The organism is Sphingomonas pokkalii, assembly GCF_003096275.1.
Taxonomy (GTDB): Bacteria; Pseudomonadota; Alphaproteobacteria; order Sphingomonadales; family Sphingomonadaceae; genus Sphingomonas; species Sphingomonas pokkalii.
Genome location: NZ_QENQ01000001.1, coordinates 558,760 through 580,675, shown reverse-complemented (window position 1 = coordinate 580,675; position 21,916 = coordinate 558,760). Strand labels below are relative to the sequence as shown.

Annotated in this window: 10 protein-coding genes; 3 read left to right on the top strand and 7 right to left on the bottom strand. The window is 68.2% G+C overall.

Annotated features, from left to right (window positions below):
- Position 1: 1 nt before the first annotated feature.
- The 3 genes from DD559_RS02765 to DD559_RS02755 are packed head-to-tail and all read right to left on the bottom strand — an operon-like array spanning position 2 to position 4,124.
- Positions 2–988, bottom strand: a complete 987-nt coding sequence (locus DD559_RS02765) for a hypothetical protein (RefSeq protein ID WP_133243761.1) — start codon at positions 986–988, stop codon at positions 2–4.
- Positions 985–2,520, bottom strand: a complete 1,536-nt coding sequence (locus tag DD559_RS02760; protein WP_116467844.1) for an ABC1 kinase family protein — start codon at positions 2,518–2,520, stop codon at positions 985–987. The genes DD559_RS02765 and DD559_RS02760 overlap by 4 nt, the downstream gene beginning before the upstream one ends.
- The gene (locus DD559_RS02755; protein ID WP_116467843.1) at positions 2,520–4,124 is read right to left on the bottom strand and encodes an ABC1 kinase family protein; all 1,605 of its coding nucleotides are present in this window, start codon (positions 4,122–4,124) and stop codon (positions 2,520–2,522) included. The genes DD559_RS02760 and DD559_RS02755 overlap by 1 nt, the downstream gene beginning before the upstream one ends.
- Positions 4,125–4,749: 625 nt before the next feature.
- On the opposite strand from DD559_RS02755, the gene DD559_RS02750 reads away from it, so the two are divergent.
- A complete protein-coding gene (locus DD559_RS02750) occupies positions 4,750–6,213 on the top strand; it encodes a peptide MFS transporter (RefSeq protein ID WP_116467842.1) in 1,464 nt (487 codons plus the stop codon).
- Here DD559_RS02750 and DD559_RS02745 read toward each other — a convergent pair.
- Together DD559_RS02745 and DD559_RS02740 are read right to left on the bottom strand one after the other, a co-directional pair.
- Positions 6,117–7,157 (bottom strand): methyltransferase, encoded by a 1,041-nt coding sequence (locus DD559_RS02745; protein WP_116467841.1) that lies wholly within the window; start codon positions 7,155–7,157, stop codon positions 6,117–6,119. The two genes, DD559_RS02750 and DD559_RS02745, sit on opposite strands and share 97 nt — an antisense overlap.
- Positions 7,154–8,746, bottom strand: a complete 1,593-nt coding sequence (locus DD559_RS02740; RefSeq protein ID WP_165830957.1) for an MBL fold metallo-hydrolase — start codon at positions 8,744–8,746, stop codon at positions 7,154–7,156. Before DD559_RS02740 ends, DD559_RS02745 begins: the two co-directional genes overlap by 4 nt.
- Before the next feature lie 324 nt (positions 8,747–9,070).
- Between DD559_RS02740 and DD559_RS02735 the strand changes: the two genes are divergently transcribed.
- Together DD559_RS02735 and DD559_RS02730 are read left to right on the top strand one after the other, a co-directional pair.
- Complete coding sequence (locus tag DD559_RS02735; RefSeq protein ID WP_165830956.1) at positions 9,071–9,967, top strand: 2OG-Fe(II) oxygenase family protein; 897 nt, start codon at positions 9,071–9,073, stop codon at positions 9,965–9,967.
- 6 nt (positions 9,968–9,973) lie between these two features.
- The gene (locus tag DD559_RS02730) at positions 9,974–11,227 is read left to right on the top strand and encodes a diaminopimelate decarboxylase family protein (protein WP_116467838.1); all 1,254 of its coding nucleotides are present in this window, start codon (positions 9,974–9,976) and stop codon (positions 11,225–11,227) included.
- A gap of 93 nt (positions 11,228–11,320) precedes the next feature.
- Here DD559_RS02730 and DD559_RS02725 read toward each other — a convergent pair whose 3' ends face one another.
- Both DD559_RS02725 and DD559_RS02720 read right to left on the bottom strand, forming a co-directional pair.
- Positions 11,321–18,145 (bottom strand): non-ribosomal peptide synthetase, encoded by a 6,825-nt coding sequence (locus tag DD559_RS02725; RefSeq protein WP_116467837.1) that lies wholly within the window; start codon positions 18,143–18,145, stop codon positions 11,321–11,323.
- Complete coding sequence (locus DD559_RS02720) at positions 18,142–21,897, bottom strand: non-ribosomal peptide synthetase (RefSeq protein WP_116467836.1); 3,756 nt, start codon at positions 21,895–21,897, stop codon at positions 18,142–18,144. Before DD559_RS02720 ends, DD559_RS02725 begins: the two co-directional genes overlap by 4 nt.
- Between the last annotated feature and the right edge of the window lie 19 nt (positions 21,898–21,916).

Sequence of the window (21,916 nt, the reverse complement as noted above, 5' to 3'; positions counted from 1 at the left end):
CCTAAGGCAGCGCCAGGCGCTTGCGCAGCAGGTCGATGGTCGCATCCACGGTGAGGTCGAGCGCGAGTTCGCAGAAGCGCTGGAAGATCGAGCCTGCAAGCCCGGCCTCCTCAAGATAGCGCAACAGCGCGCGCTTAATCAGCGCAATCCGCTCGGCGTCCGACAGGTCGCCGAACGCATAGGCCCAGTGCACGGTGATCGACAGCGCATCTACCGCAAGGCGCAGCTCGCGGCCGTGATGTCCGACCCAGGCGAGCACGCCGAACGCGGACTGGACGACGTGCTGGACCGGCGGCTTGCCAGTCGCAGCGGTCTGCGCGTCCCATTGCACGAGGATGGCATCGACCCTGGCCTGCAGCGCATGCGGCAGCGGCGGCGGCCTCACCAGCCATGCCGCTATCGCCTCCCAAAAGCTCCGGCACCGCGCAGTGAAGCTGGCGCGGGCGCGGGCGAGCTTGGGCATCCGGTGCGGCGGCGCCGCCGCAGGCAGCGCGTTGCGCCACAGCGAGCGGTCGCGCTCGGGCGTGTTGACCAGCTGGATGACGAATTCAACCGATGCCCGGCAGAGCAGGTCGACCACGAACGGCTGGGCGAAGGCCGGGAGCGACGGCAGCGGCACGTCACCCATGAAACGCCGGGCGAGCTGGAAGATGACCGAACGCACCCGCTCGAGCTTCGTCGCCCCGGTGCCGTCGCCATAGGTCACCTCGACGGCGAGACACACTTCCTCGACAAGGTCGATCCAGGCGATCAGCTGGCGCGCCAGCGCAGCGCGGTTTGCGTCAGCCGCGCGAAGCAGTTCGAGCAGGTCGTGGCGAACCTCGGCGGTCAGGACCCCGTCGAGGTCGCGGGCCAGCCGCCAGAAGTCCTCGATCAGTTCCTCGACGTCGTCGTCGAGCGGACCGTCACGCCAGCGCGGCCCGCACAGGCGCTGCAGGAAATCGGGTAGCAATGCCAGCGCCGGGCCCGCGGATCGCACGTCTCTCATCTGAGTCTCCACCAGAGAATCAGCATCGCGCCGTAAAGCAGCGCGAGCGCCCCCAGCAGCCAGGGCGTCCAGCCCGGCCCGAGGTCGGCGGCGAGCAGCAGGACGGGCGCAAGCGAGACCAGCGCCAGCGCCACCAGCTTGGCCCGGCGGTCGGCCGCGCGCCGGTCGATCTCGGACTGGCGCGACTGGGTGGTGAGCACCAGTTGCCCCTCGGTCAGCTGGGTGAGGAGGTCCTGGAGCTGCGGCGGCCCGGTGCGGACCAGCTCGATGAGGCTGCCGAGCCAGCGCATTGCCTGCGCCGGCTCGATCTGGCCAAGCAACCGCTCGACTTCGGATCCGGCGAAGAAGCGGCGTCCAACCGATCCAAGATCCGCCTCGGCACCCAGCTGTTGCGCCACCGCCTCGACCGTCAGCAGCGTCCGATAAACCGCCAGCAGCGCCGGCGGCACGCCGACATGGTGCCTGCGCGACAGCTGCATCACCGTCACCATGAACCCAGCCGTGTCCGAATTGCCGTCGGGCTGGGCCTGGGCGTAGCGCCGGTCGCTCCAGGCGTCGGCCGCGGCGACGAACTCGCGGCGGAACGCGGCCATGTCGCTGTCGCGGCCGGGCTGGACCACGCTCGCCAGCGCCCGATAGAGCCGTACCGAGTCGTCGTCGTAGAGCGCGGCTAGAAAGTCCTTCTGCGCCGCCTCAAGCCGGGGTCCCAGCCGCGCGCTCAGGCCGCAGTCGACCAGCCCGACGACATTGCCGGGCATCGCGATCAGGTTGCCGGGATGCGGATCGGCGTGGAAGAAGCGCGCCGTGAACATCTGGTGATAGGTCGCGTGGATCAGCCGCTCTGCGAGCAGCTCGACGTCGAAACCCCGCCGCGCGATGACCTCGGCATCCCCGAGCCGGACGAGGCGCAGCAGCTGGCTGAACGGCATGCCTTCGAGATACTCGGCGGTCAGCACCCGCACCGTCGACAGCTCGGACAGCGGCAGCGCGACGCGCACGCCGGCGAGGCCGCGCACCGCGTCGCGCAAGGCCAGCTGGTTGTCGAGCTCGTTGGCGAAGTCGAGCTCCTCGCGGAGCCATGCCTCGATCTCGTTCAACAGCTCGCCGCTCGTGATCGGCAACGCGAGCCCGCGATCGATCAGCGGTCCCGCGCGGCGCGCCCAGCGCAGGCTGCGCGCGACGCTGGCAGCGATGCCCGGCCGCTGGACCTTGACCGCGACGCGCCGCCCGTCGCGGGTCTCGGCGAGATGGACCTGGGCGAGCGACCCGGCAGCCAAGGGCACCGTACGGATCGATGCGAACACCTCGCGCGGCGGCGCACCAAGCTCGGTAGCGAGCACGGCCTCGATCGCCTCCCAGGGCACTGCCGGAGCGTCGTCGACCAGGCCGAGCAGCGCGTCGCAATAAGCCTGGGGCAGCAGGTCGGGCCTCAGCGCAAGATATTGCCCGGTCTTGACGAACAGGGGCCCGAGCCGGGCGAGCCGGGCGGCCAGCCGCCTGGGGCCGTGGAGATCCTCGGATACGCCGAGCATCAGCGGGCCCAGCGCACGCGCGGCCGCGCGAGCAACAGGCCGAGCCCGGCGAGGAGCAACGGCGCGGTCGAGACCAGGCCGGCACCGGTGGCGAACAGCATCACGCTCGCCAACCCCAGCGCCGCGAGGACGAGCAGCACCGTATCGCGATTCGCCTGCCGGCGATCCCGCGCATCGGCCTCGTCGATCAGCGCGGGCGTGGCCGGATCGGCGAGGAGTGCGCCTGCGGCGTCCGGGAGGCCGGCACACCAGTCGAGTGCGTCGAGCACCGCTGCCGGCCGCGTCGCGGCGGCCAGCCCCGCCAGCAGCGGATTGGGGCGCATCTCCTGGAAGAACTCGCGAATGACCGCAAGCAGGTCGAAGCTCTGACGGAACTGCATCGCCGTCGCATCGAGGGTGATCAGCGTGCGCCAGAACAGCAGCGTGTCGATGCTCATGCCCACATGGTTGCGGCGCACCGCCTCCATGAAGTCGCCGACATATTTACCGAGATACCGCTCCTGCGTCGGCGCCGAGCTATCCGACAACGCTGCGTGCCAGCTACGGAAGATCCGGCCGATGTCCTGGCGCAACCCGCGATAGTCGGTCGCGGGTGACGGGGTGAGGATCGTCTGGAACCGTCGGTAGGCGGAAGCGAAGCTGCCGGTCGCGACATCCTCGATATAGCCGGCAAGCGCCTCGCGACGGCTGCGCGGCAGCTCCCCGAAGATCCCGAAGTCGATGAAGCAGATGGTGCCGTTATCGACGATGAAGATATTGCCGGGATGGGGATCGGCATGGAAGAAACCGGTCTCGAACAGCTGCCGCAGGCAGGCGCGCGCGAGGTTCCGCGCCGCCGAGTCGAGCTCGTCCTCGGAAAGGCCGACTGCGCGCCCGGCAATGACGTCGGACAAGCGGTGGCCGCGGATGAGCTCCATCGCGAGAACGCGCTCGCTGGTATATTCCCACAGGATGCGCGGTGCATATTCGTGCGGACCGGCGCGCGCGCGCAGCCGCTCGGCGGTCTCGCCTTCCTTGTGGAAATCCAGCTCCTGCGCCGTGAAGCGTTCGAATTCGCACACCGCCTCGACCGCGGACTGGGCGCCGATAACCCCCAGCCGATCGATGACATGTGCCAGCCGCACCAGATTGCGCATATCGGCGGCGAAGATCCGCGCGATCCCGTATCGCTGCAGCTTGATCGCAATATCCTCGCCCGCCCGGGTGCGTGCGCGATGCACCTGCGCGACGGAGGCAGCCGCCATCGGCTCGGTGTCGAAGCGCTCGAAGATCGTCTCCGGGGCCGCGCCCAGCGCCTGTTCGAGCACGCGGCGCGCCTGCTCTGCCGGCATCGGCGCGACGTCGTCGAATAGCTGCGCAAGCTCGGCGCAGAAGGCCTCGGGAAACAGGTCGAAGCGCATCGCCAGAAACTGGCCGAGCTTCACATAAGTGAGGCCCATGCGCTCGAAGGCATGGCGCATGCGCTGCCCGAGCTGCTGCGCGCTTGGCGGATGCCCAAGGAGCACGCCGGCTATGGCGGGGATCGCGAAGCCGCCGAGCACGACAAAAAGCCGCAGGAGGCGGAGAACATCGATCGACGCTGCGGAGAGCTTGCTGCGCAGCACGCGCCTCACCTCCTCGGCCAGAGCTTCGCTACTGGTGCTAGCGCGTGTCGTGTCAAATGTAATCCAAATAATTTCGAGAAGATCGCGGCTTCACGCCAATGGAATGACAGAATAACGCCAACCTGGCTGTGCAGCAGCCCGCAATCTGGGTTCGCCGCCAACAGCACGCCAGGTCGCACGAGCGCATTATACCACCCTGCACGGAGAAAAACCCATCCTCGTCCCCCACATCGTCGCCCCGGCGAAAGCCGGGGTCCTTTGCGGTCTCGCTATCGGCGTTTGCTGAGACCGAGAGGCGAATGGATCCCGGCTTTCGCCGGGATGACGGGGAGAGGCTCGATGCTTCGCAGCGATATCCACGCCACGGATCAGGATCGCATGTCCCGGGACGGCCGGCCGCATGCACCTTCCCGATTGGACCATATCACAGCGGACTCCAGTATCAGCCATACTCCAATTATGATATTATCTGCCAACGTGCCTTTTTGCATTGTTCGCCCGACGATATCAGCATCCAGCCAATGGTCCGAAGGATTCGATGCGCAAAGCAAAGCAGAAACTTCGTCGGCGGAATAATGTGCTGCCAGAATTTCCATGGGCATCCGGCCCGCGCGTTCCCTGATGCGTGGACGCCCTGGCCGCGGAGGATCCTGTTGCCGTGCCCCAGCCACGCGCTAGCCGCCCGCAACAGCCCTTCGGCCTGTACGTCGCCGCCGCCACCGAAGGCTGGGAGCGTTTCAGCTATTACGGCATGAACGCCCTGGTCATGCTCTACATGGTGCAGGCGTTGCTGCTGCCGGGCGGAGAGCCGGTCTATGGCATGGATGGTCTGCGGACGGTGCTGGAAACCCTGTTCGGCCCGCTTTCCACCCAGGCGCTCGCGTCGCAGATCCTGGGGCTCTATGCCGGATCGGTGTACCTCACACCCCTGATCGGCGGCTATCTTGCCGATCGCTGGATAGGCCTGCGAACGACGATCCTGGCCGGGCTGCTGCTGCTGACCTGCGGCCATCTGATGATGACCTCCAGCCGCACCTTTCTGATCGCGCTCCTCCTGCTCGTCGTCGGCAGCGGCCTGGTGAAGGGCAACCTGTCCGCGCAGGTGGGGTCGCTCTATGAAGCGCGCGAACAGGCCCTGCGGACACGCGGCTTCAGCATCTTCGCCATGGCGGTGAACATCGGCGCCCTGGCCGGCCCGCTTGCCTGCGGGGCCGCGGTACAATTGTTCGGCTGGCACGCCGGGTTCGGGCTGGCCGCGATGCTGATGCTGTGCGCGCTCGCCATTTACATGGGCGGCGTGCGCCACCTGCCGGACCTGCGCGTGCGATCAACGCCGGCCGGCCGGCCGACGCTGCCGCGCGCGGAATATCGCAGAATCGGAACCCTGCTGGTGGTTCTCGCAATCTCGGTCTTCCAGGCGACGGTGTACAGCCAGTTGTTCAACGTCGGCATGGTCTGGATCGAAGCGCATGTCGGACGGGAGACGCCGCTCGGCTCCATTCCCACGCCTTGGTTCGGATCGGTGGACGCGCTCGCGAGCATCGTCTCCGCCCCGCTCCTCATCCTGATATGGCGAAACCAGGCAGCGCGCGGGCGGGAACCCGATGCGGTGGCGAAGATCGGCATCGGCGCCACCCTGTCGGCGCTGCACCTGCTGATTCTGGGCTTGGCGGCCCATGGCGTCGGGGCGGAGAAAGCGAGCCCGCTCATCGCGCTCCTCGTCCTGATAAGCGCCGGCGTCGCGTTCAACTTCCACTGGCCGCCGCTCGTCGCGCTGGTGTCGATGGCAGCACCCGGCGGGGTGAACGCGCTGATGATCAACGTCACCTTTCTCACCTTTTTTCTGGGGAACGTCTTCGCCGGCCAGCTCGCGATGGCATATGCTCCCTTGGGGCCCGGCCCGTTCTGGCTGCTTCATGCCGGGCTGGCGGGCATCGGCGCCTGCCTCGCCTTCGGGCTGCGTCGATGGATCACGCGCGGCCTTACGATACCCTACCCCGTCGAACGCGCCACGATCAGTCCGTGCATGGGCGTGAGCGACACGCGCCGTTCCGGGACGAAACCGGCGTCCTCCAGCCAGTCCTCATAGTCGCGCCAGCGCCGCACCCTGCCTTCGCCGGAGGCGATCGCGTGGAAGTAGAGCGACGCGGCGACCGGGCCGAAGCCGCCGCCTGCATCCGGTTGCACCATGTTGACCAGATAGACGCGCCCGCCAGGCTCCAACGCCTGCTTCGCCGCCCGCAACAGCGCGCGGCACCGCGCCTCGCTCCAGATCTCCAGAAAATGCGCGAAGACGACATGGTCGCTCGCCGGGAACGCGGCCTGGAACGCGTCGCCACCGATCAGGCGCAGGCGCGTCTCCGCCCCCGCCGCACGCACCCGCCCCGCCGCCTCGTCCACGATCCAGGGAAGGTCGATCACTGTCACCAGCAGCTGGGGCCAGCGCCGGACGAGTTCGATCGCCAGGTCACATGCGCCCCCCGCCACGTCCAGCAGGCGCCCGCCCTCGGGGAACGCGATCTCGCGGACCAGCCGTGCCGTCACGTGACGGGTTACGGTCCGCATCATCGCGTCAAAGGCTTCCGCCGCCGCCGGGTGTGCCGGCAATCGCGCGTACAGCGTCTCGCCCTCCCCCGGAAAGCTGTCCACGCCGGCATTGCGGTGATCGCGCAGCGCGGCATGCAAATGGCGCGCGGCGGGATAAGTCACCGCATCGGCGAAGCGCACCAGCGCACGCTGATCGAAGGGCGCGCCCTCGGCCAACGCCAGGGCTGCCACCGCGCTGGCGCGGTATCCCCCGTCGCAGAGCTCCACGAGGCCGAGCGTCACGCACCCCTCCAGCAGCAGCTGCAAGGGCTGCTGCTCGATCCCCAGCGCATCGCCGATGGCGCCTTCGGACATCGGCGTGCGCAATAGCGTGAAGAGGTCGAACTTCACCGCCGCATTCAGCAGCTGGAACTGGTAATGCGAATCGATCAGCGCCTGCAGCGCTTCGAAGGTGAGCGGCGACTTCGCCGAAGACGACGACGTCACAGCGCTACTTCATGCGCGCCGTAGAGGCGCGCCGCCTGCAGCCCGCGCGCCCGGCAGGCATCGACCAGCTTCTGCGAGGCCACGATCGGAGTCGATGCCGGCGTGTAGCGCGTGGCCAGGATGTAGTTGAGCCAGGGCTCCATCCCCATCGCGTAGACATATACCTGATCGGGCGCGAAAATCTCCACCAGCCCAGCCGCCTCGTCGAAATCGGAGCCGGCCAGTCGGCGAGCATTGTCGTGCTCGCGCAAGGGCGGTGACGCGAATAGCGGTCCATAGATCCAGCTCATCGGCGCCCCGTCGCACTCCATGCCCAGGAACAGCGTGTCGACGGTGCCGATCGCATCGCGCACGCGCCGGAACAGGGCGGGCGCAAGATTCTTGCAGTCGGCGGCGAATAGCAGGCGGCGCTCCCCGATCCGCAAGTGCCAGGTCGCCTTGCAGCGGATCGCCAGATCGCCATGCTCGCCCAGAAACGGCGCCGCGGTGATCGTCACGCCGTCCGCATCGACCGAGTCGAACTCGTCCAGCTCCAGCACCCGGGGAAATCCCATGCTGGCAAGGGCAAGGCGAAGCGAGGGGTCCTCCAGCGCACCGCTTCCCGCGCGCGGGACGAGGATCGATCCGATCCGCGGGCGCAGCCGCAGCAGCGTTTCCAGCAGAACATGGTCCTGGTGGTTGTGGGTCAGCAGAACATAATCGATCCGCGGGGGAAGATGCGTATAATCGAAGCCGTCGCCAGCATGCGCGCCGGGCGTCTCGATCGCCGGGTCCAGCAGGATGGTGCAGCCTGGCGTCTCCACCAGCACGCAGGCATGGCCAAAATAGCGCCAGCGGCATCCGTTTCCCGGCACCGGCGCCGCGGGCATCGACGGCGCTTCTTCCTGCACGAAGCCAGACATTTGCCTCAGAACGGGCGCCGGCAATCCGGCGATCTCCCCCAGTTCCTCCAAAGGGCGGGGCATGTGGAACATCTCGAACAGCGCATCGACTCCGGGGTGATCGAACGGCAAGGACAGCATCGTCTCCTCCGGCGCGGGCAGACGGGGCGTGCTCATCATGAACGGCCGGATTCCCGTTCCGATGCTCAGATACAGGCTCTGCCCCGCGCGACCGTCGCCATAGGCACGATAGAGCAGCGGCTCGATCAGCCGGAAACCGGGATGGTTCGATCGATCATAGTGCAACTCGACCATGCCCTGCAGTGCGTCCGGCACGGCGCCATAGAGCGCCGCCAGCGGTCCGCCCGAGGCGTGCGCGGCGAGCAGACGGTCCAGCTCGGCAAGGGCGTGGCTCAGCGCGATCGACGGCGCGCGGGTGCGCTCAGTCTCTCCGATGAGCGCCGCCACCTCGGCGCTTCGGTCCCGGCCATAATCCATGAAAGGCCCGCCCTTCATCGCCGGACTTTGGGCCGCAGCGGCGTGCAGGTGCGGCGCCTCGACATACGAAGCCATGATCTTCAGGTGCCGTTCCGTGATATTCCTGGCGGCCGTCGCCGGAGAAACGAGATGCGACCAAGCATACCATCGATCGACCAGCGGCTCGACAATGACATCCGGCCGAAAATATACAGATCGGAGCTGCCCCATCCCGCCTCCAGCGCCCATCCTCGCCGTCCAAGATTCCGGACGTAACCTGTTCGGCAAGCGATTCCTTCGATTACCCGCTACACTGCCAATAGCGTGGCCGATCCGCAATCGAAGGTTGGCGACAACTGGATTTTTATTTCTTTTCGAAAGGCGATGCGATACCTATCAAGAAAATCGTTGATTCACTTCTATTCGAACACATGAATAGAAGCGGCATCAGACCGGGCATAGTAAGTGGATTCGCTTAAGTATTCTGGTTTGCACCATGTTCGCGGGGATCCGATGGCTACACAGGTTTCAGTCCACAGTCTTCCTATCGTCGCCTTGCCCGATCCGGGAGCTGCACCGACGGACGACGCGGTGCGCCAGGCGGCGCAGTCGCTCGACACGGCGTGTTCGGAAACCGGCTATTTCGAACTGACGAACCACGGCATCGATTTGGGGCTGATCCGGCGCACGCTGGAGGAAACGGCCGCCTTCTTCCGTCGCCCCGCAGAAGACAAGGCGCGCTACACCGCCGGCGTCGAAACCCAGTTCCTGGGATATCGGCGTCTGGGCGCGGAGAAGAGCCTGTTCCACGGGGGGGCGGAAGCATGCGAACAGTATCGGATCGGCCGTTCCCATGATCGCCCCGCCGCGGCGACGGCGATTGATACCGCGCATTTTCACGCCCCCTTCGCCGACAGCAGCATGCTTTTCGCCCGCCTTGAGCGCCTGGGCGACCAGTTGATGACGCTCGCCGCGATCGGCCTCGGCAATGCGGAGGATCGCTTCGCACCCTTTTTCGAATCCCCGATGCACCGGCTGGGCCTCAATTACTATGCGCCGGGCTCCAGCGCCGAACTGGGCAATTCCATGCCCTATGGGATGTCGCCCCATATCGATCGGGCGGTCTTCACCATTGTCATCCAGGACGAACCCGGGCTCGAGCTGCTTTCCCCGAACGGCGCCTGGCAGAGCGTTCCCGCCGGGCCGGACGTGCTCGTCGGTTTCATGGGCGACTATCTCCAGCGCTGGACGAACGGCCGGTATCGCGCCGTGCAGCATCGGGTCGGCGAGATCCGGCGCGACAGGATCTCGATCCAGTACAAGCACAAGCCATCCTATGCCGTGGTGGTGGAGCCCCTTGCCCGCTTCCTCGCCGCGGACGGCGCGCCGCGCTACGACCCGTTCGATACCGGCACGCAATATGAGCGGTTGTTGAGCACGCTCCTGTCCTAACGCGCCGTGCCCATTGCCGACACCTTCTACCAGCGCCTGACCGCCTCGCTCCCCACGCTGGTCGAGCGGTTCGGCACGCCCTTTCACCTGTACGACGAAGCAGGCATCCTGCAGACGGGGCGGCGGCTGAACCGGCAGTTCGGCGACATTCCCGGCTTCCGCGAGTATTTCGCCATCAAGGCGCTGCCCAATCTCCGCATCCTCGATCTCCTGCACCGCGAACTGGGCTTCGGGTTCGACTGCAGCTCCATCCCGGAGCTGGAAATGGCGCGGCGGGTTGGTGCGCGGGGCGACGACATCATGTTCACCTCCAACAACACGTCGCAGGCGGAGTTTGCCGCGGCGCTGGCCGATGGCGGTGCGATCCTCAACCTGGACGATGCGAGCTTCGTCGAGAAAGTCCCCGCGCTCCCGAAGCGAATCTGCTTTCGCTTCAATCCCGGCGAGGGCACCGGCACCACCGTGCTCGGCACGCCCCGCGAGGCCAAGTTCGGCCTGCGCCGCGATCAGCTGGAATCAGCCTTTCGCCGCGCCCGCGAACGGGGCGCACAACATTTCGGTCTGCACATGATGCTGGTCACCAACGCGCTCGACTGGCGCGTGCTGCACGGGTCCCTCCAGATGCTGCTCGACACGGCGGGCGCGCTGGTCGACCGGCTCGGCATCAGCCTCGAATTCGTCAACATGGGTGGCGGGATCGGCATCCCTTATCGCCCGGGCGAGGCGGCATTCGACCTCGACTGCTTCGCCGCCGCCGTCCGCGAATCGCTGGACGCCTTCACCGCGCGCCACGGCCAGCGCCCCGGCCTGCTGATGGAGTGCGGCCGCGCGATCACGGGGCCGCACGGGATCATGATCGCCCAGGTCATCAACGTCATGTCGAAGTACCGCAACTTTGTCGGCGTCGATGCGAGCATGAGCGCGCTTATGCGCCCAGGCATGTATCCCCATGCCTATAATCACGTCACGGTTCTCGATCGCGACGGCGTCGCGCGATCGGGGCCACCGGTTCTCGTCGACGTGGTCGGGTCGGTCTGCGAGAACAATGACAAGTTCGCGGAACAGATCGCGCTCCCGGCCCCGCAGGAAGGCGATTACCTGCTGTTCCACGATACCGGCGCGCACGGCCATGCAATGGGATTCCAGTATAACGGCCGCCTGCGCCCCCAGGAGCTGCTGCTGCGGGAGAATGGCACCGTGGAACGGATCCGCCGCGCGGAAACCCTGGACGATTATCTCGCCACCCAGATGCACGGCTGACCGCCACCGCAGCGCGGTCTGCGCCGCCCCATCCGTCGCCTCGACGCCCGTACCGACTGCGCCAACACCCGGGCAAGGGCAGCCGGCACGGCGCTATTCCACATGCAATGCCATGCGCAGGCGCGCGCCGGGTCGCTCGACCTTCGCCAGCGGCGCATCCGGCGCCGCGATCAGCGCTTCGAACCAGCGCTGGGCATCCGCGCCCAGGCCCGGCACCGATAGGGGCTCGAAGAAGTCGTGATTGGCAACCAGATCGAACCGCAACGCCGCATCGGATGGGGTCACATCCAGCCACAAGGGCGTGGGAAGGCCGAACAGGCGCCCGCTTTCCCCGCCTGGTCCGGCGCCGCGCCCCGCGGAGTCCGGCGACTGCAAGGTAAGGCCCAGGTCGAACAGCCGTTCCGGCCCGCTCGGGCCCACCGATTCCGGCGCTACGAATGTATGGCGCAGGCCGGCGCGGATCTCGTCGGCGGCTCGCGCGGTGATGCCGCGCAACGTATCGGTACCTTTCACGGCGATGCGCAGGATGGCATGGTTCAGAAATGGCCCGGGCGTCTCCGCGAAGGCGGCGCCCTCGCGACGCAGGACCGGTGATCCGATCGCCACGGACGCGGCCGCCCAGCGAAACCACAGCCAGCCGCGCGTTAGGGCCTGCACCCCGGCGAACAGCGTTGCGCCCTGCTCCGCGCATATCGTGCGCAGTGCCTCGAACGGCGCTCCTTCCAGCGCGAAGCGGCAGGTCGAGCCCACATAATGCTCGCTTGCCGTGCGCGGTGTCAGGCGGTCCAGCCCCCCACCGGCGCCACGCCGCTCACGCCAGAAGGCGATGGCTTCCCGTCCCTCGGCCGTTTCGGCGCGGGCCGCCTCGCGGCGCAGAAAGGCGACGAACTGCGCCTGCTCGCGCCTGGCAGGGGGCGTTCTGCCCGTGGCCAGCGCGGCATAGGCCTGCTGCCATGCCGCCACGGTCAGATCCAGCGAAGCACCGTCCCACACGGCATGGTGCGCCGCGCAGATCAGCACCGGAGGCACCGCTTCGCCGACCAGAAGAACCAGGCGTACCAGCGGGCCGGCAGACAGATCGAAGGGCTGCGCTGCCTCTGTCGCTATCGCATCGTCGATCTGCGCCTGGAACGCATGACCCGGCACCGCCTGCGCGATCCGGAAAGTCGCGCCCTGCGTGCCCGCTGCATCGATCCGTTGCATCAACGTGCCTGCTTCCGACGCGAAGGTCGTCCGGAAGATGTCGAACCGGGCGAACACCGCCGCGAACGCCGCCACGCATCGATCTGGATCGATCCCCATCGGCAATTCGCGGCATTCCACCAGTGCGGCGGGAAGGTCGGCCGGCCGGAAATGCTCCATCGCCCAGAGCCCCGCCTGGATGGCGGACGCGGGATAACATGTTCCGTCGAGCACATCCTCCGTTACCGCCTCGATCGGCGTGACGATCGGAATGCGTTGGGCGAGCGCCCTGGCCGTCGGCTGGTCGAACAAGGCTTCCAGCTCCAGGCGGACACCCAGCGCCGCCTCAACCTCGGCAAGAACCCGGATCGCCGCCAGCGAATGCCCGCCGGCGCGAAAGAAATCGTCATCCGGGCCGAGCCCGGCATCGCCGGTAACCTCCCGCATCGCCTGGAGGATGCAGCCCAGCGGCCCGTCGGTCGCGTCCGTTGCCGGGGCGGGTGCCGGCGAATCGGCCAAGCTCGCCTCCAGCGCGACAAGGTCCGTCTTCCCATTCTCCAGTAAGGGAAAGCGCGGAAGTATCACGAAGCGCCCGGGCACCATGTAGGGCGGCAGAACGCGCAGCAACGCGGCACGCAGCGCTTCCGCACTTTCCCCACCCCTGCCGGGAGCCGCCAGAAAGGCTACGATCTCCGGCTCCCTGGTTCCCGTGCGGACCGGCAACACGGCGCAGTCCTCCACGCCCTCCAGCCCCAGCACCGCGACCCGGATCTCGTCCAGTTCGATCCGGTACCCATGGCGCTTCACCTGCCGGTCGCGGCGCCCCAGGAAGAGCAGCTCGCCTTCGGCGTTCCAACGGCCGAAATCCCCCGAGCGATACAGTGCCACACCCGGCCAGCCCGGCATCTGCACGAAGCCGTTGGGGCGGTCCTTCGGCGGATTGATATATCCGCGCGCTACCGCCGGGCCGCTGATGCAGATTTCGCCAACCGCGCCGGGCAAGACCGGGCGCAAGGCCGCGTCCATCACCCATAGGCGCTGGTTGTCGAGCGGCGTGCCGATATTCTGAATCTCACAGCTGGCGTCCAGCGGCTTGAACGTCGAGAACACCGTCGTCTCGGTGATGCCATAGCCGTTCAGGAAACGGACCGCGGGCAGTTGCGGCAGAATCCGCCGCAACAACGGCAGGTTCACTGGCTCCCCGCCGAACACCACCCATCGAAGCTGCGGCGGCGCGTGGCGCGCCAGTTCGGGTCCGATATGCTCGAAGGCGGTGGGAACCTGCGACAGCACCGTCACCTGGCGATCCCGCACCAGCGTCGCAAAGGCGGTCGCATCGCGGCGCACCGCATCTTCTGCCACCACCGCCACCGCGCCGCGCGACAGCGGCACGAAGACTTCCCACACCGAAAAATCGAAGTTGAACGCATGGAAGACGCTCCAGCATTCGTCCGTGTGCGGCGGAATTACATGGCGTGCGGCTTCCAGCAGGGAACAGGCCGATGCGTGCGAGACCAGTACCCCCTTCGGCGTTCCGGTCGACCCCGATGTGTAGATCACATAGGCACCGTCCTCCCGATCGATGGACGGCAGCGACGCGGGATCCGCCGCTGTCGCCGCGGCCCCGCGCGGACCGATGCGCACCCGCTCACATCCCGGCGGAAGCGCGGGAAAGGGGCTGTCCGCCGCATCGATCACGGCCAGCGCAGCACTGTCGGACAGCTGCCACGCCAGACGCGCCGGCGGATCGCCGGGGTTCAAGATCAGAAAGGCGCAGCCTGCCTTGAGCACCGCCAGCTGCGCTTCCACCACGCGATCGGATCGTTGCAGATACAGGGCGACGATTCCGCGACGCCCCGAAAGCTGCGCGAACACGATCTGCGCCAGTGCGGTTGCCGCAAGATCGAGCTCGGCATAACTGCGCCGATGGTCACCGGAGACGAGCGCCGTTCGCTCTCCTTCGGCGTCCGCCCATCGCTCGAACGCGGCATGCATTGTGCCTGCCCCCTGGCAGGCGGGCGCGGGATAGGGGGTGGCCGGGGGAGAAAGCGCGCCGATCCGGGTCTCCGGCCGCTCGACAAAGTCGGTCAGGAGTTCCTGGAACTGATCTGCCAGGCGCCGCACCGTCGGCGGCGTGTACAGCGACGAATCATAGTCGATCCGAAGCGACCAGCGTCCGTCGCTTTCCGCGAAGGTGAAGATCAGATCGAGCTTGCTCTGCGCCAGCTCCGTTTCCGGGACGACGACGTCCGAAACCACTGCCTCGCTGCGCGCCGTCGGTGCGTTCTGAAGGACGACCATCGCGTCGAACAGCGGATGCACCTCCAGCGGCCGCTCCGCCAGCACGTCTTCCACGATGCGATCGAAGGGGCATAGCTGATGTTCCAGGGCGTCAAGGCACGTCTCGCGCACCCGCGCCAGCACCTCGGCGAGACTGTCTCCATCCTCGATCTGCGCACGCAGCGGGAGGCTGTTGACGAAGCAGCCGAGCTGATCCTCGAAGGCGTGCAGCGTCCGCCCCGCCACCGGCGCGCCCAGAAGGAAGTCCGACTGGCCGGACCAGCGGGACAGCAACACGGCTATCGCCGCCAGATACCCCATGAACGGGCTGGCGCCGCTTGCCCGGGCGCGATCGAGAAAGGCCGTGTTGCACGGTTCGGGCAAGGTGGCGTGCAGCACGGCACCACTGCGCGTGCCGTCGGCGCGGCGCGGAAAGTCCGTCGGCAGCTGGAGCCGCGGCGGCGGCGGAGTCAGCGCGTCCCGCCAATAGGCGCGCGCCTGCCGACCGGCCGGACCGGCAATCCAGCGCTCCTGCCAGGCGACAATATCGCGATGCTGGATGCGAAGCGGACCATATCCCGCCGCTTCGCCGTGGCAGGCGGCACGATACCGGTCACGCAGCTCGTCGACGAGCAGTCCCATCGACCAGGCGTCGGTCACGATATGGTGTTGCGTGATCCACAACAGGTCTGCCGCGTCGTCGGCGGCGCGCAGCAGGCCCACGCGCAACAGGGGGCCTGCCGCCAGGTCGAAAGGCCTGGCGTGCAGCCGCGCCAGGCATGCTTCCACCGACTCGCCGGGTGCAGGCTCCACCAGTTCCACCGGCACCGCGCCAGACACTGCGGGATCGATGTGCTGCACCAGCTCCTGCCCGGCAAGCGCGAAGCGCGTCCGCAGGATCTCATGTCGGCCAACCAGCCCATCGACCGCCCGCTGCAGGATGGCGAGATCCCATCGTTCACCAAGCGGCAGATTGAGGGGCACATGATAGGCGAGCGAGCCCCGGGCATCGCGACTGAGCAGCCACAGACGCCGCTGGGCGTGGGAAGCCCGTATGCTGCGGTCGCCGTCGATACCCTGCACCGCGGCAGGCGGCGCGGCAGCGATCTGATCGGCGATCGCGGCGGGAGTTCGCGCGCGATACACATCGCGCACCGTCAGCGCCGCGCCCTGCTCCTCGGCGACCCGCGCAATCAGCCGCACGACGGCAAGCGAATGGCCGCCCGCCAGGAAGAAGTCCTCCAGCGGGCCGATCGGCCGACCGATCAGCGCCGCGCAGCATTGCTGCACCCATCCGGTCAGGTTTTCTTCCGGCGCGGCGGGCGGCTCGGCGGGCGGCAGTGGAAGCCGGCGGAAATCGATCTTCTCGCTCGCGTTGCGCGGGAGTTCGGTCAGGACGAGGCAATGATCCGGCAGCATCGTCGCCGGCAGCCGATCGGCCAGCAGCGCCATCACCTCCCCGCTGGCGAGCGTTCGGCCGGCATGGGGGACGACATAGAGCAACGCAGCTTCCCGCGCGCCGTTGTCGCCGGCCGTAAAGTGCAGGATCGCTTCGCGAACCGCCGGGTGGCCGGTCGCGGCATCGACGATCTCGCGCGGCGCCACCCGCACCCCGCGGATCTTGCCGAACGCACCGCTGCGGCTGGCGAAATGGAGGACGCCGCTCGTCGCCAGCCGGGCGCGATCGCCCGACAGATAGCCGCGCCGCCCGCCCAGCGCGGGCAAGGCGCGGAACCGCCGCGCGGTTTCCTCCGGATCCAGGTATCCCGTCGCCAGGCAGGCACCGCCGACGACGATCTCTCCCGCCATGCCCGGGGGCATGGCAAGCCCCGCGCGGCTAAGGAGGTGGACATCGCAATTGCCTATCGGCATGCCGATCGGCGCGGGCGCGTCTCCCGGCAGGTCCGTGCAGTCCAGCCAGGACGTGTCCACGGTCGTCTCGGTCGCGCCCCATCCGTTGATCAGCCGGGCACCGGTGCCGCCCAGCTCGCGACGAAAGGCGGTGATCAGGCGCCCGGGCAGTTCTTCCGCCCCCGCCAGCACCCAGCGCAGGCTGCGCAGCCGGTCCGCGCCGCCGAAGACGCGGCAATGCTCCAGCAGCGCCTCGAGCGGCGCAGGCACGAGATCGATAATCGTGACACCTGCCGCAGCGATCGCCTCGACGACCGCGGCAGGGTCTCGCTCCTCGCCATGCGGCAGGAAATGGACGCGGCCGCCATGGCCCAAGACCCGCAGCATCTCGCACCAGGCGGGATCGAAGGAAAGGGCAGTGCGCGCCAGCGACACATCGGTTTCGCCCAGCCCATAGGCATGGCCCAGCCAGTGCATGCGGTTGACCATCGCCGCGTGGGACACCGCGACGCCCTTGGGATCGCCGGTGCTGCCGGACGTGAAGATCACATAGGCGGTGTCCGCGCCGGAAACCTCGGCGTCCGCGCACGCGCCGGCCTGCGCCGCTGCGCCGCTGTCGATCCAGCGCAGTCCCAGCGACTGCAGCCATGCCGGCCCCCCACCCGGCCCCACGGCGCACCGAACATTCGCAAGGGCCAGCATCCGCGCCGATCGCGCTTCGGGCTGGAGCGGATCGAGCAGCAGCGCGGCAGCGCCCGACCGAAGCACCGCCAGCACGGCGACGAGCAGCCCACAGCCGCGCGGCGCGTGGATCGCGACGACGTCGCCCGGGGCTGCGCCGGCCTCGCGCAGCGCCGCCGCCAATCCTGCCGACCGCTCCGCCAGTTGCGCGTAGCTGAGCGCCTCCTCGGCGCATGACGCCGCGATGCGCCCGGGCGTTCGCGCAGCCTGAGCCAGGATCGTCGCATGGATCGTGCCCGGCCCCTCGATGGCGAGCCTGGGTCCGGCAAGGGGCGCAAGACGGAGGTGATCGTCCGCGTCGAGCAGGTCGAGCCCGTCGAGTGCGGTTTCCGGCGCCAGCGCCGCATGGGCCAGCATGCGCGCGCCATGCACCGCCAACCGCTCGAGCATCGCTCGCGGCCCCGTGCCGACCACCTCCAGACTGTTACGTTCCGCGCAATAGCGGATCCGTATCTGCCCCTCGCGCCACGCTTCCCCCTGTGGAGGATCGAAGCAAAGCACCAGATTGGCCGAACCGTCCGCCGCGCCCGGCGATACCGGATGATCGGCTTCGGCGATGAGGTCGCAAAATCGCGTGTCGCCGCGGGCAGGCCGCATCCAGGCCGTCGGAGTACCGTCTCCGTCGGCCTCCAGCCGGACGGTGAGATCCGCGTCGAGATAACGATAGAGCAGCGCATGCACGAGCGCACGCAGCACGTCCCGCACGCCGTCCTCAGCCCGATCCGCCAGTGCCGCGATCGCCGCGACCGAGCCGGCCGGCAACGTCGCCGATGCGTGGACGCTCGCATCGGCCGAATCGTGCGGCCAGGCGAGAAGCCCCGTCGGTACGGCATCGTCGCCCGGTACGCGCGACCCGCCGCTCACAGCGCCGCCACCGGCTCGACGATGCTGGCCAGCGCCTCGACGAAGCCGACCAGCAGCCGCTCCGCCGCGTTGTCGCTCCAGCGATCACGCCGATATTCGATCCGCAGCCCGCCATGGGGGGGATCGGCGGCGGGGGCATGATCGACAAACAGCGTCAGCCCATAGTGAAAGCGATCCACCGCGGCGAAACCGGTCTCCTCCAGCCCGCCGAACCCGGTCTGCGCATGATGCATCTGGATGAAGTTGAAACAGAGATCGAACAGCCGCTCGCGCCCTGCGGCGGCCAGCATCGCGGCCAGCGGATGCCCCTCGAACGGCGCCATCGCTTCCAGCTCGGCCTGCACCGCCGCCGGCGCTATGGCGTCCCCCGCCGCCAGGAAGGGGACGACGTTCCAGAACAGCCCGGTCGAGCCCAACGGATCGCGCAGCTGCGCGGTTCGGCCATTGGCGACCACCCCGATCGGCGGTGCCGCGCCCAGGCATTGCGAGAGCGCGGACAGGAAGGCCGAAAGGCAGATCGCCTTCGGGGTACAGCCTTGCCGCGCAGCATGGACCGCAAGCGTCGTCACCAGTTCCGGATCGAGGCGTGCTTCCCGCGTCCGGAACAAAGGCATGATCGACTCCGCCGACGGGCTGGCAACCGCAGATTCCGGCAGCGCGCGCCAGCGCTCCCGCCAGAATGCCGCCGCGCTGCTCGATTGCCGGGCACGCAGATCGACTGCCACGAATTCGGCGTAGCTGCCGCCGGCGGCAACGGCGTCCGCGTCCAGCCGCCCCTCCTTGGCATCACGATAGAAGCGCGCGAAATCATTCTCCAGCAGGACGCTGCTCCATCCGTCCATCACCGCGTGATGCGCGGCGAGGATCACATCGAACCTGTCGGTCGATCGCAGGATCAGGTGAAGTCGCGCAAAGGGTGCGGGTTCGCGCTCGATCGCGAAGCGCTCGGTACGCGCGCGCGCGAAGATCCGCTCGACAGCGGCCTGCTGCGCCGCCTCCGCCAGATCGGTGAGATCGCTCACGTGCAGCGGGAACGAGGTTTCTGCCAGCTCCGCCTGCACCGGCCGCCCGGTTGGAGACGCCACCGCAAATCCCGTGCGCAGGATCGGGTGGCGGCGAACGAGCGCGCGGGCCGCCGCCACCAGCGCCGCCTCCCGCACGCCGGTATCGCGCAACTGCCAATGCGCCACGCAGTGATAGACATCGCCGGCGGCGGCATCCGGCTCGTCGTACCAGCGCAGCATCAGCGCTTGCATTCCCGAAACGGGAAAGGCGTGTTCGAAGCCGGGGGGAAGCGAGGCTCGCTCCGCCGCTGACAGGGAAAGGTCCACCGGCGCGGGCGCTGCCACGTCCCCCGCAGTCCGCGAATCCAACGCCTGCGCCAGCGCGCGCAGCGTGCGGTGGTCGATCAGATCGGCCACCTCGATGTCATAGCCACGCTCGCGGGCGGCATGCACCGCGTCGATCATCCGGATCGAATCCCCGCCCAGCCGGAAGAAATCCGCATCCTCGTCGATTTCGTCGATCTGCAGCGCCGCCCGCCATATCTCCAGCAATGCCGATTCCGTCGGGGTTCGCGCGCGAAAGGCGGCGCGGCGCGTCCGGCGGGCCCGTGCCAGCGCTGCCAGTGCGCCGGTGTCCACCTTGCCGCTGGATGTACGCGCCACCTTCTCCACGGCAAGCAGGTCGGCGGGAAGCATGTGCGCCGGCAACAGGGTTTCAAGATGGGCCAGCAACATGGCCTCCGCTTCCGGCCCCGCGATACCCGGCGTCACGAAGACCGCTGTCAGGCGGCCGTCGTCGAACAGCACCGCGGCATCCCGCACGCTGGGATGTTCGAACATCGCCCATTCGATCTGCCCCAGCTCGACGCGGCGGCCGCCGATCTTCACCTGCTGGTCCCTGCGGCCGATGAAATGCAGCTGTCCGTGCGCGTCCCATGCGGCCAGATCGCCGGTGCGATAGGTCCGCGCGCCCTCCGGCCCGATAAAGAACCGTTGGGCGGTACGCTCGGCGTCGTTTAGATAGCCTTGGGCCAGTCCAGTGCCGCTGATCGCGATCTCGCCGATCACGCCTTGGGGCAGGCGCCTGTTCTGGGCATCCACGATGGAGACGCGCTTGCCTGCGGAAGGCCGCCCGATCGGCACCGTCTCGTCGGCGAAATCGGCCGGCGCCGCATAGAGGGTGGTGTTGATCGACGCCTCGGTGGGACCATAGCCGTTGAACAGCGAACATCGCGGAGCGAGCCTGCGAAAGTCCGCCGCTCTCGCCCGCTCCGCCGCCGAAATCACGACGCGAAGGCAGGGAAGCCGCTCCGCATCGAGCAGCGAGAGATAGGCCGGGGTGGCGGTGAGCAACGTCACGCCGGTCTCCCCCAGAAAGGCCAGAAAGGCCTTGGGATCCGCCAGCGTCGAGGCGCTCGGGCAAACCAGTGCCGCACCGCCTGCCAGCGGCGTGAAGATGTCCAGCAAGCCGCCGTCGAAAAAGGGTGCCATGAACTGGAGGCAGCGATCCCCTGCCCCCACCTTCAGCCGCGCGACATGATCCGCCACCGTATTGGCCAGGCCCGAATGCGGCAGCAGCACGGCTTTGGGCTTGCCCTCGGAACCGGAGGTGAAGATCAGCGCGGCCACGTCGTCCGGGCCGGGCGCGTGAGCGAACGGCATCGGCGCATCGGGCCAGTCCGCCGCCTCCACCGCCGGGCAGCGTGTTCGCAAATGGGGGAAGGCGACGGCCAGCTCCGCCGATTCCGGCGATACCAGCAATATCGTCGCCTGGGCCTGCTCCAGCATCTCGGCGATCAGCGCCACCGGCGCCGCGGGATCGAAGGGCAGGATGGCCGCACCTGCCGCCAGAGCGCCGAGGAAGCAGAGGACGGTATCGGCGGAGCGTGTTGCGGCCACCGCTACCCGCGCGCCCGCCGTGACACCGCAGCGATCGACCAGATGATGGGCGATACGCGCGACTTCGCGTTCCAGCACGTCGTAACGCATCGTGCCGCCGGCCATCGCGGCATCATCGCCCGCCCTGGCTTGCGGAGCGATCAGCGCGACCGCTTCGGGCGTCGTTCGTGCCCATCGCCGGAACAGGGAAACCAGCGTCTCGCCCGCCGCGCAGGAAGGGCCGCCCTCCTCCAGTGCGCGCAGCCGATCCTCTTCCGCCGTATCGAGCAGTGCAATCGCGCCGATGGCCGCGTCCAGTTGCGCTAGTCCTTCGAGGATCGCATCGAAATGGCCGCCCAATCGGGCCGCGAAGGCCGGCGGCAACAGCCCGTCGGGATCGTCCAGCCGATACCGGTTGCCATCGCCTTCGCCGAAAGTGAGCCGAATGCTCCCCCCCGCATCTTCCGGAAAAGGCGCATGCACCCGCTCGTCCCGCAGCTGGGCGGCGGCATGGCCGGCCGTGGCGATACCGGGCCGCGCATAGGTGGTCGCCGCGATCTGCTGGGCCTGCAGCAGCCACTCGCGCCCGGTAAGCGTTTCGTCGACATGGTAGCGGAACGGGATCGCCCCCTCCCCTGCCCCGGAGTCCAGCTGCGGCAGCAGCGGCGGCGTATGCAGCTCGATCGTCTGCGCGCCGTAGCGATGCAGCAGCAGCGCCAGCGCGCCCTGCAGCGCTACGGCCTCCGTCAGGGGATCACCACCGCAGATCCGGTCGAGCATCTGCCGGCTGCCGGCCGATAGCGACAGCTGCCAGGATCCGGGCGGGTTGCGGCCCGCGCCCAGGAACAGGTCCGCGCCTGGCGACGGCACAGGAGAAGTCTCGCTCGGG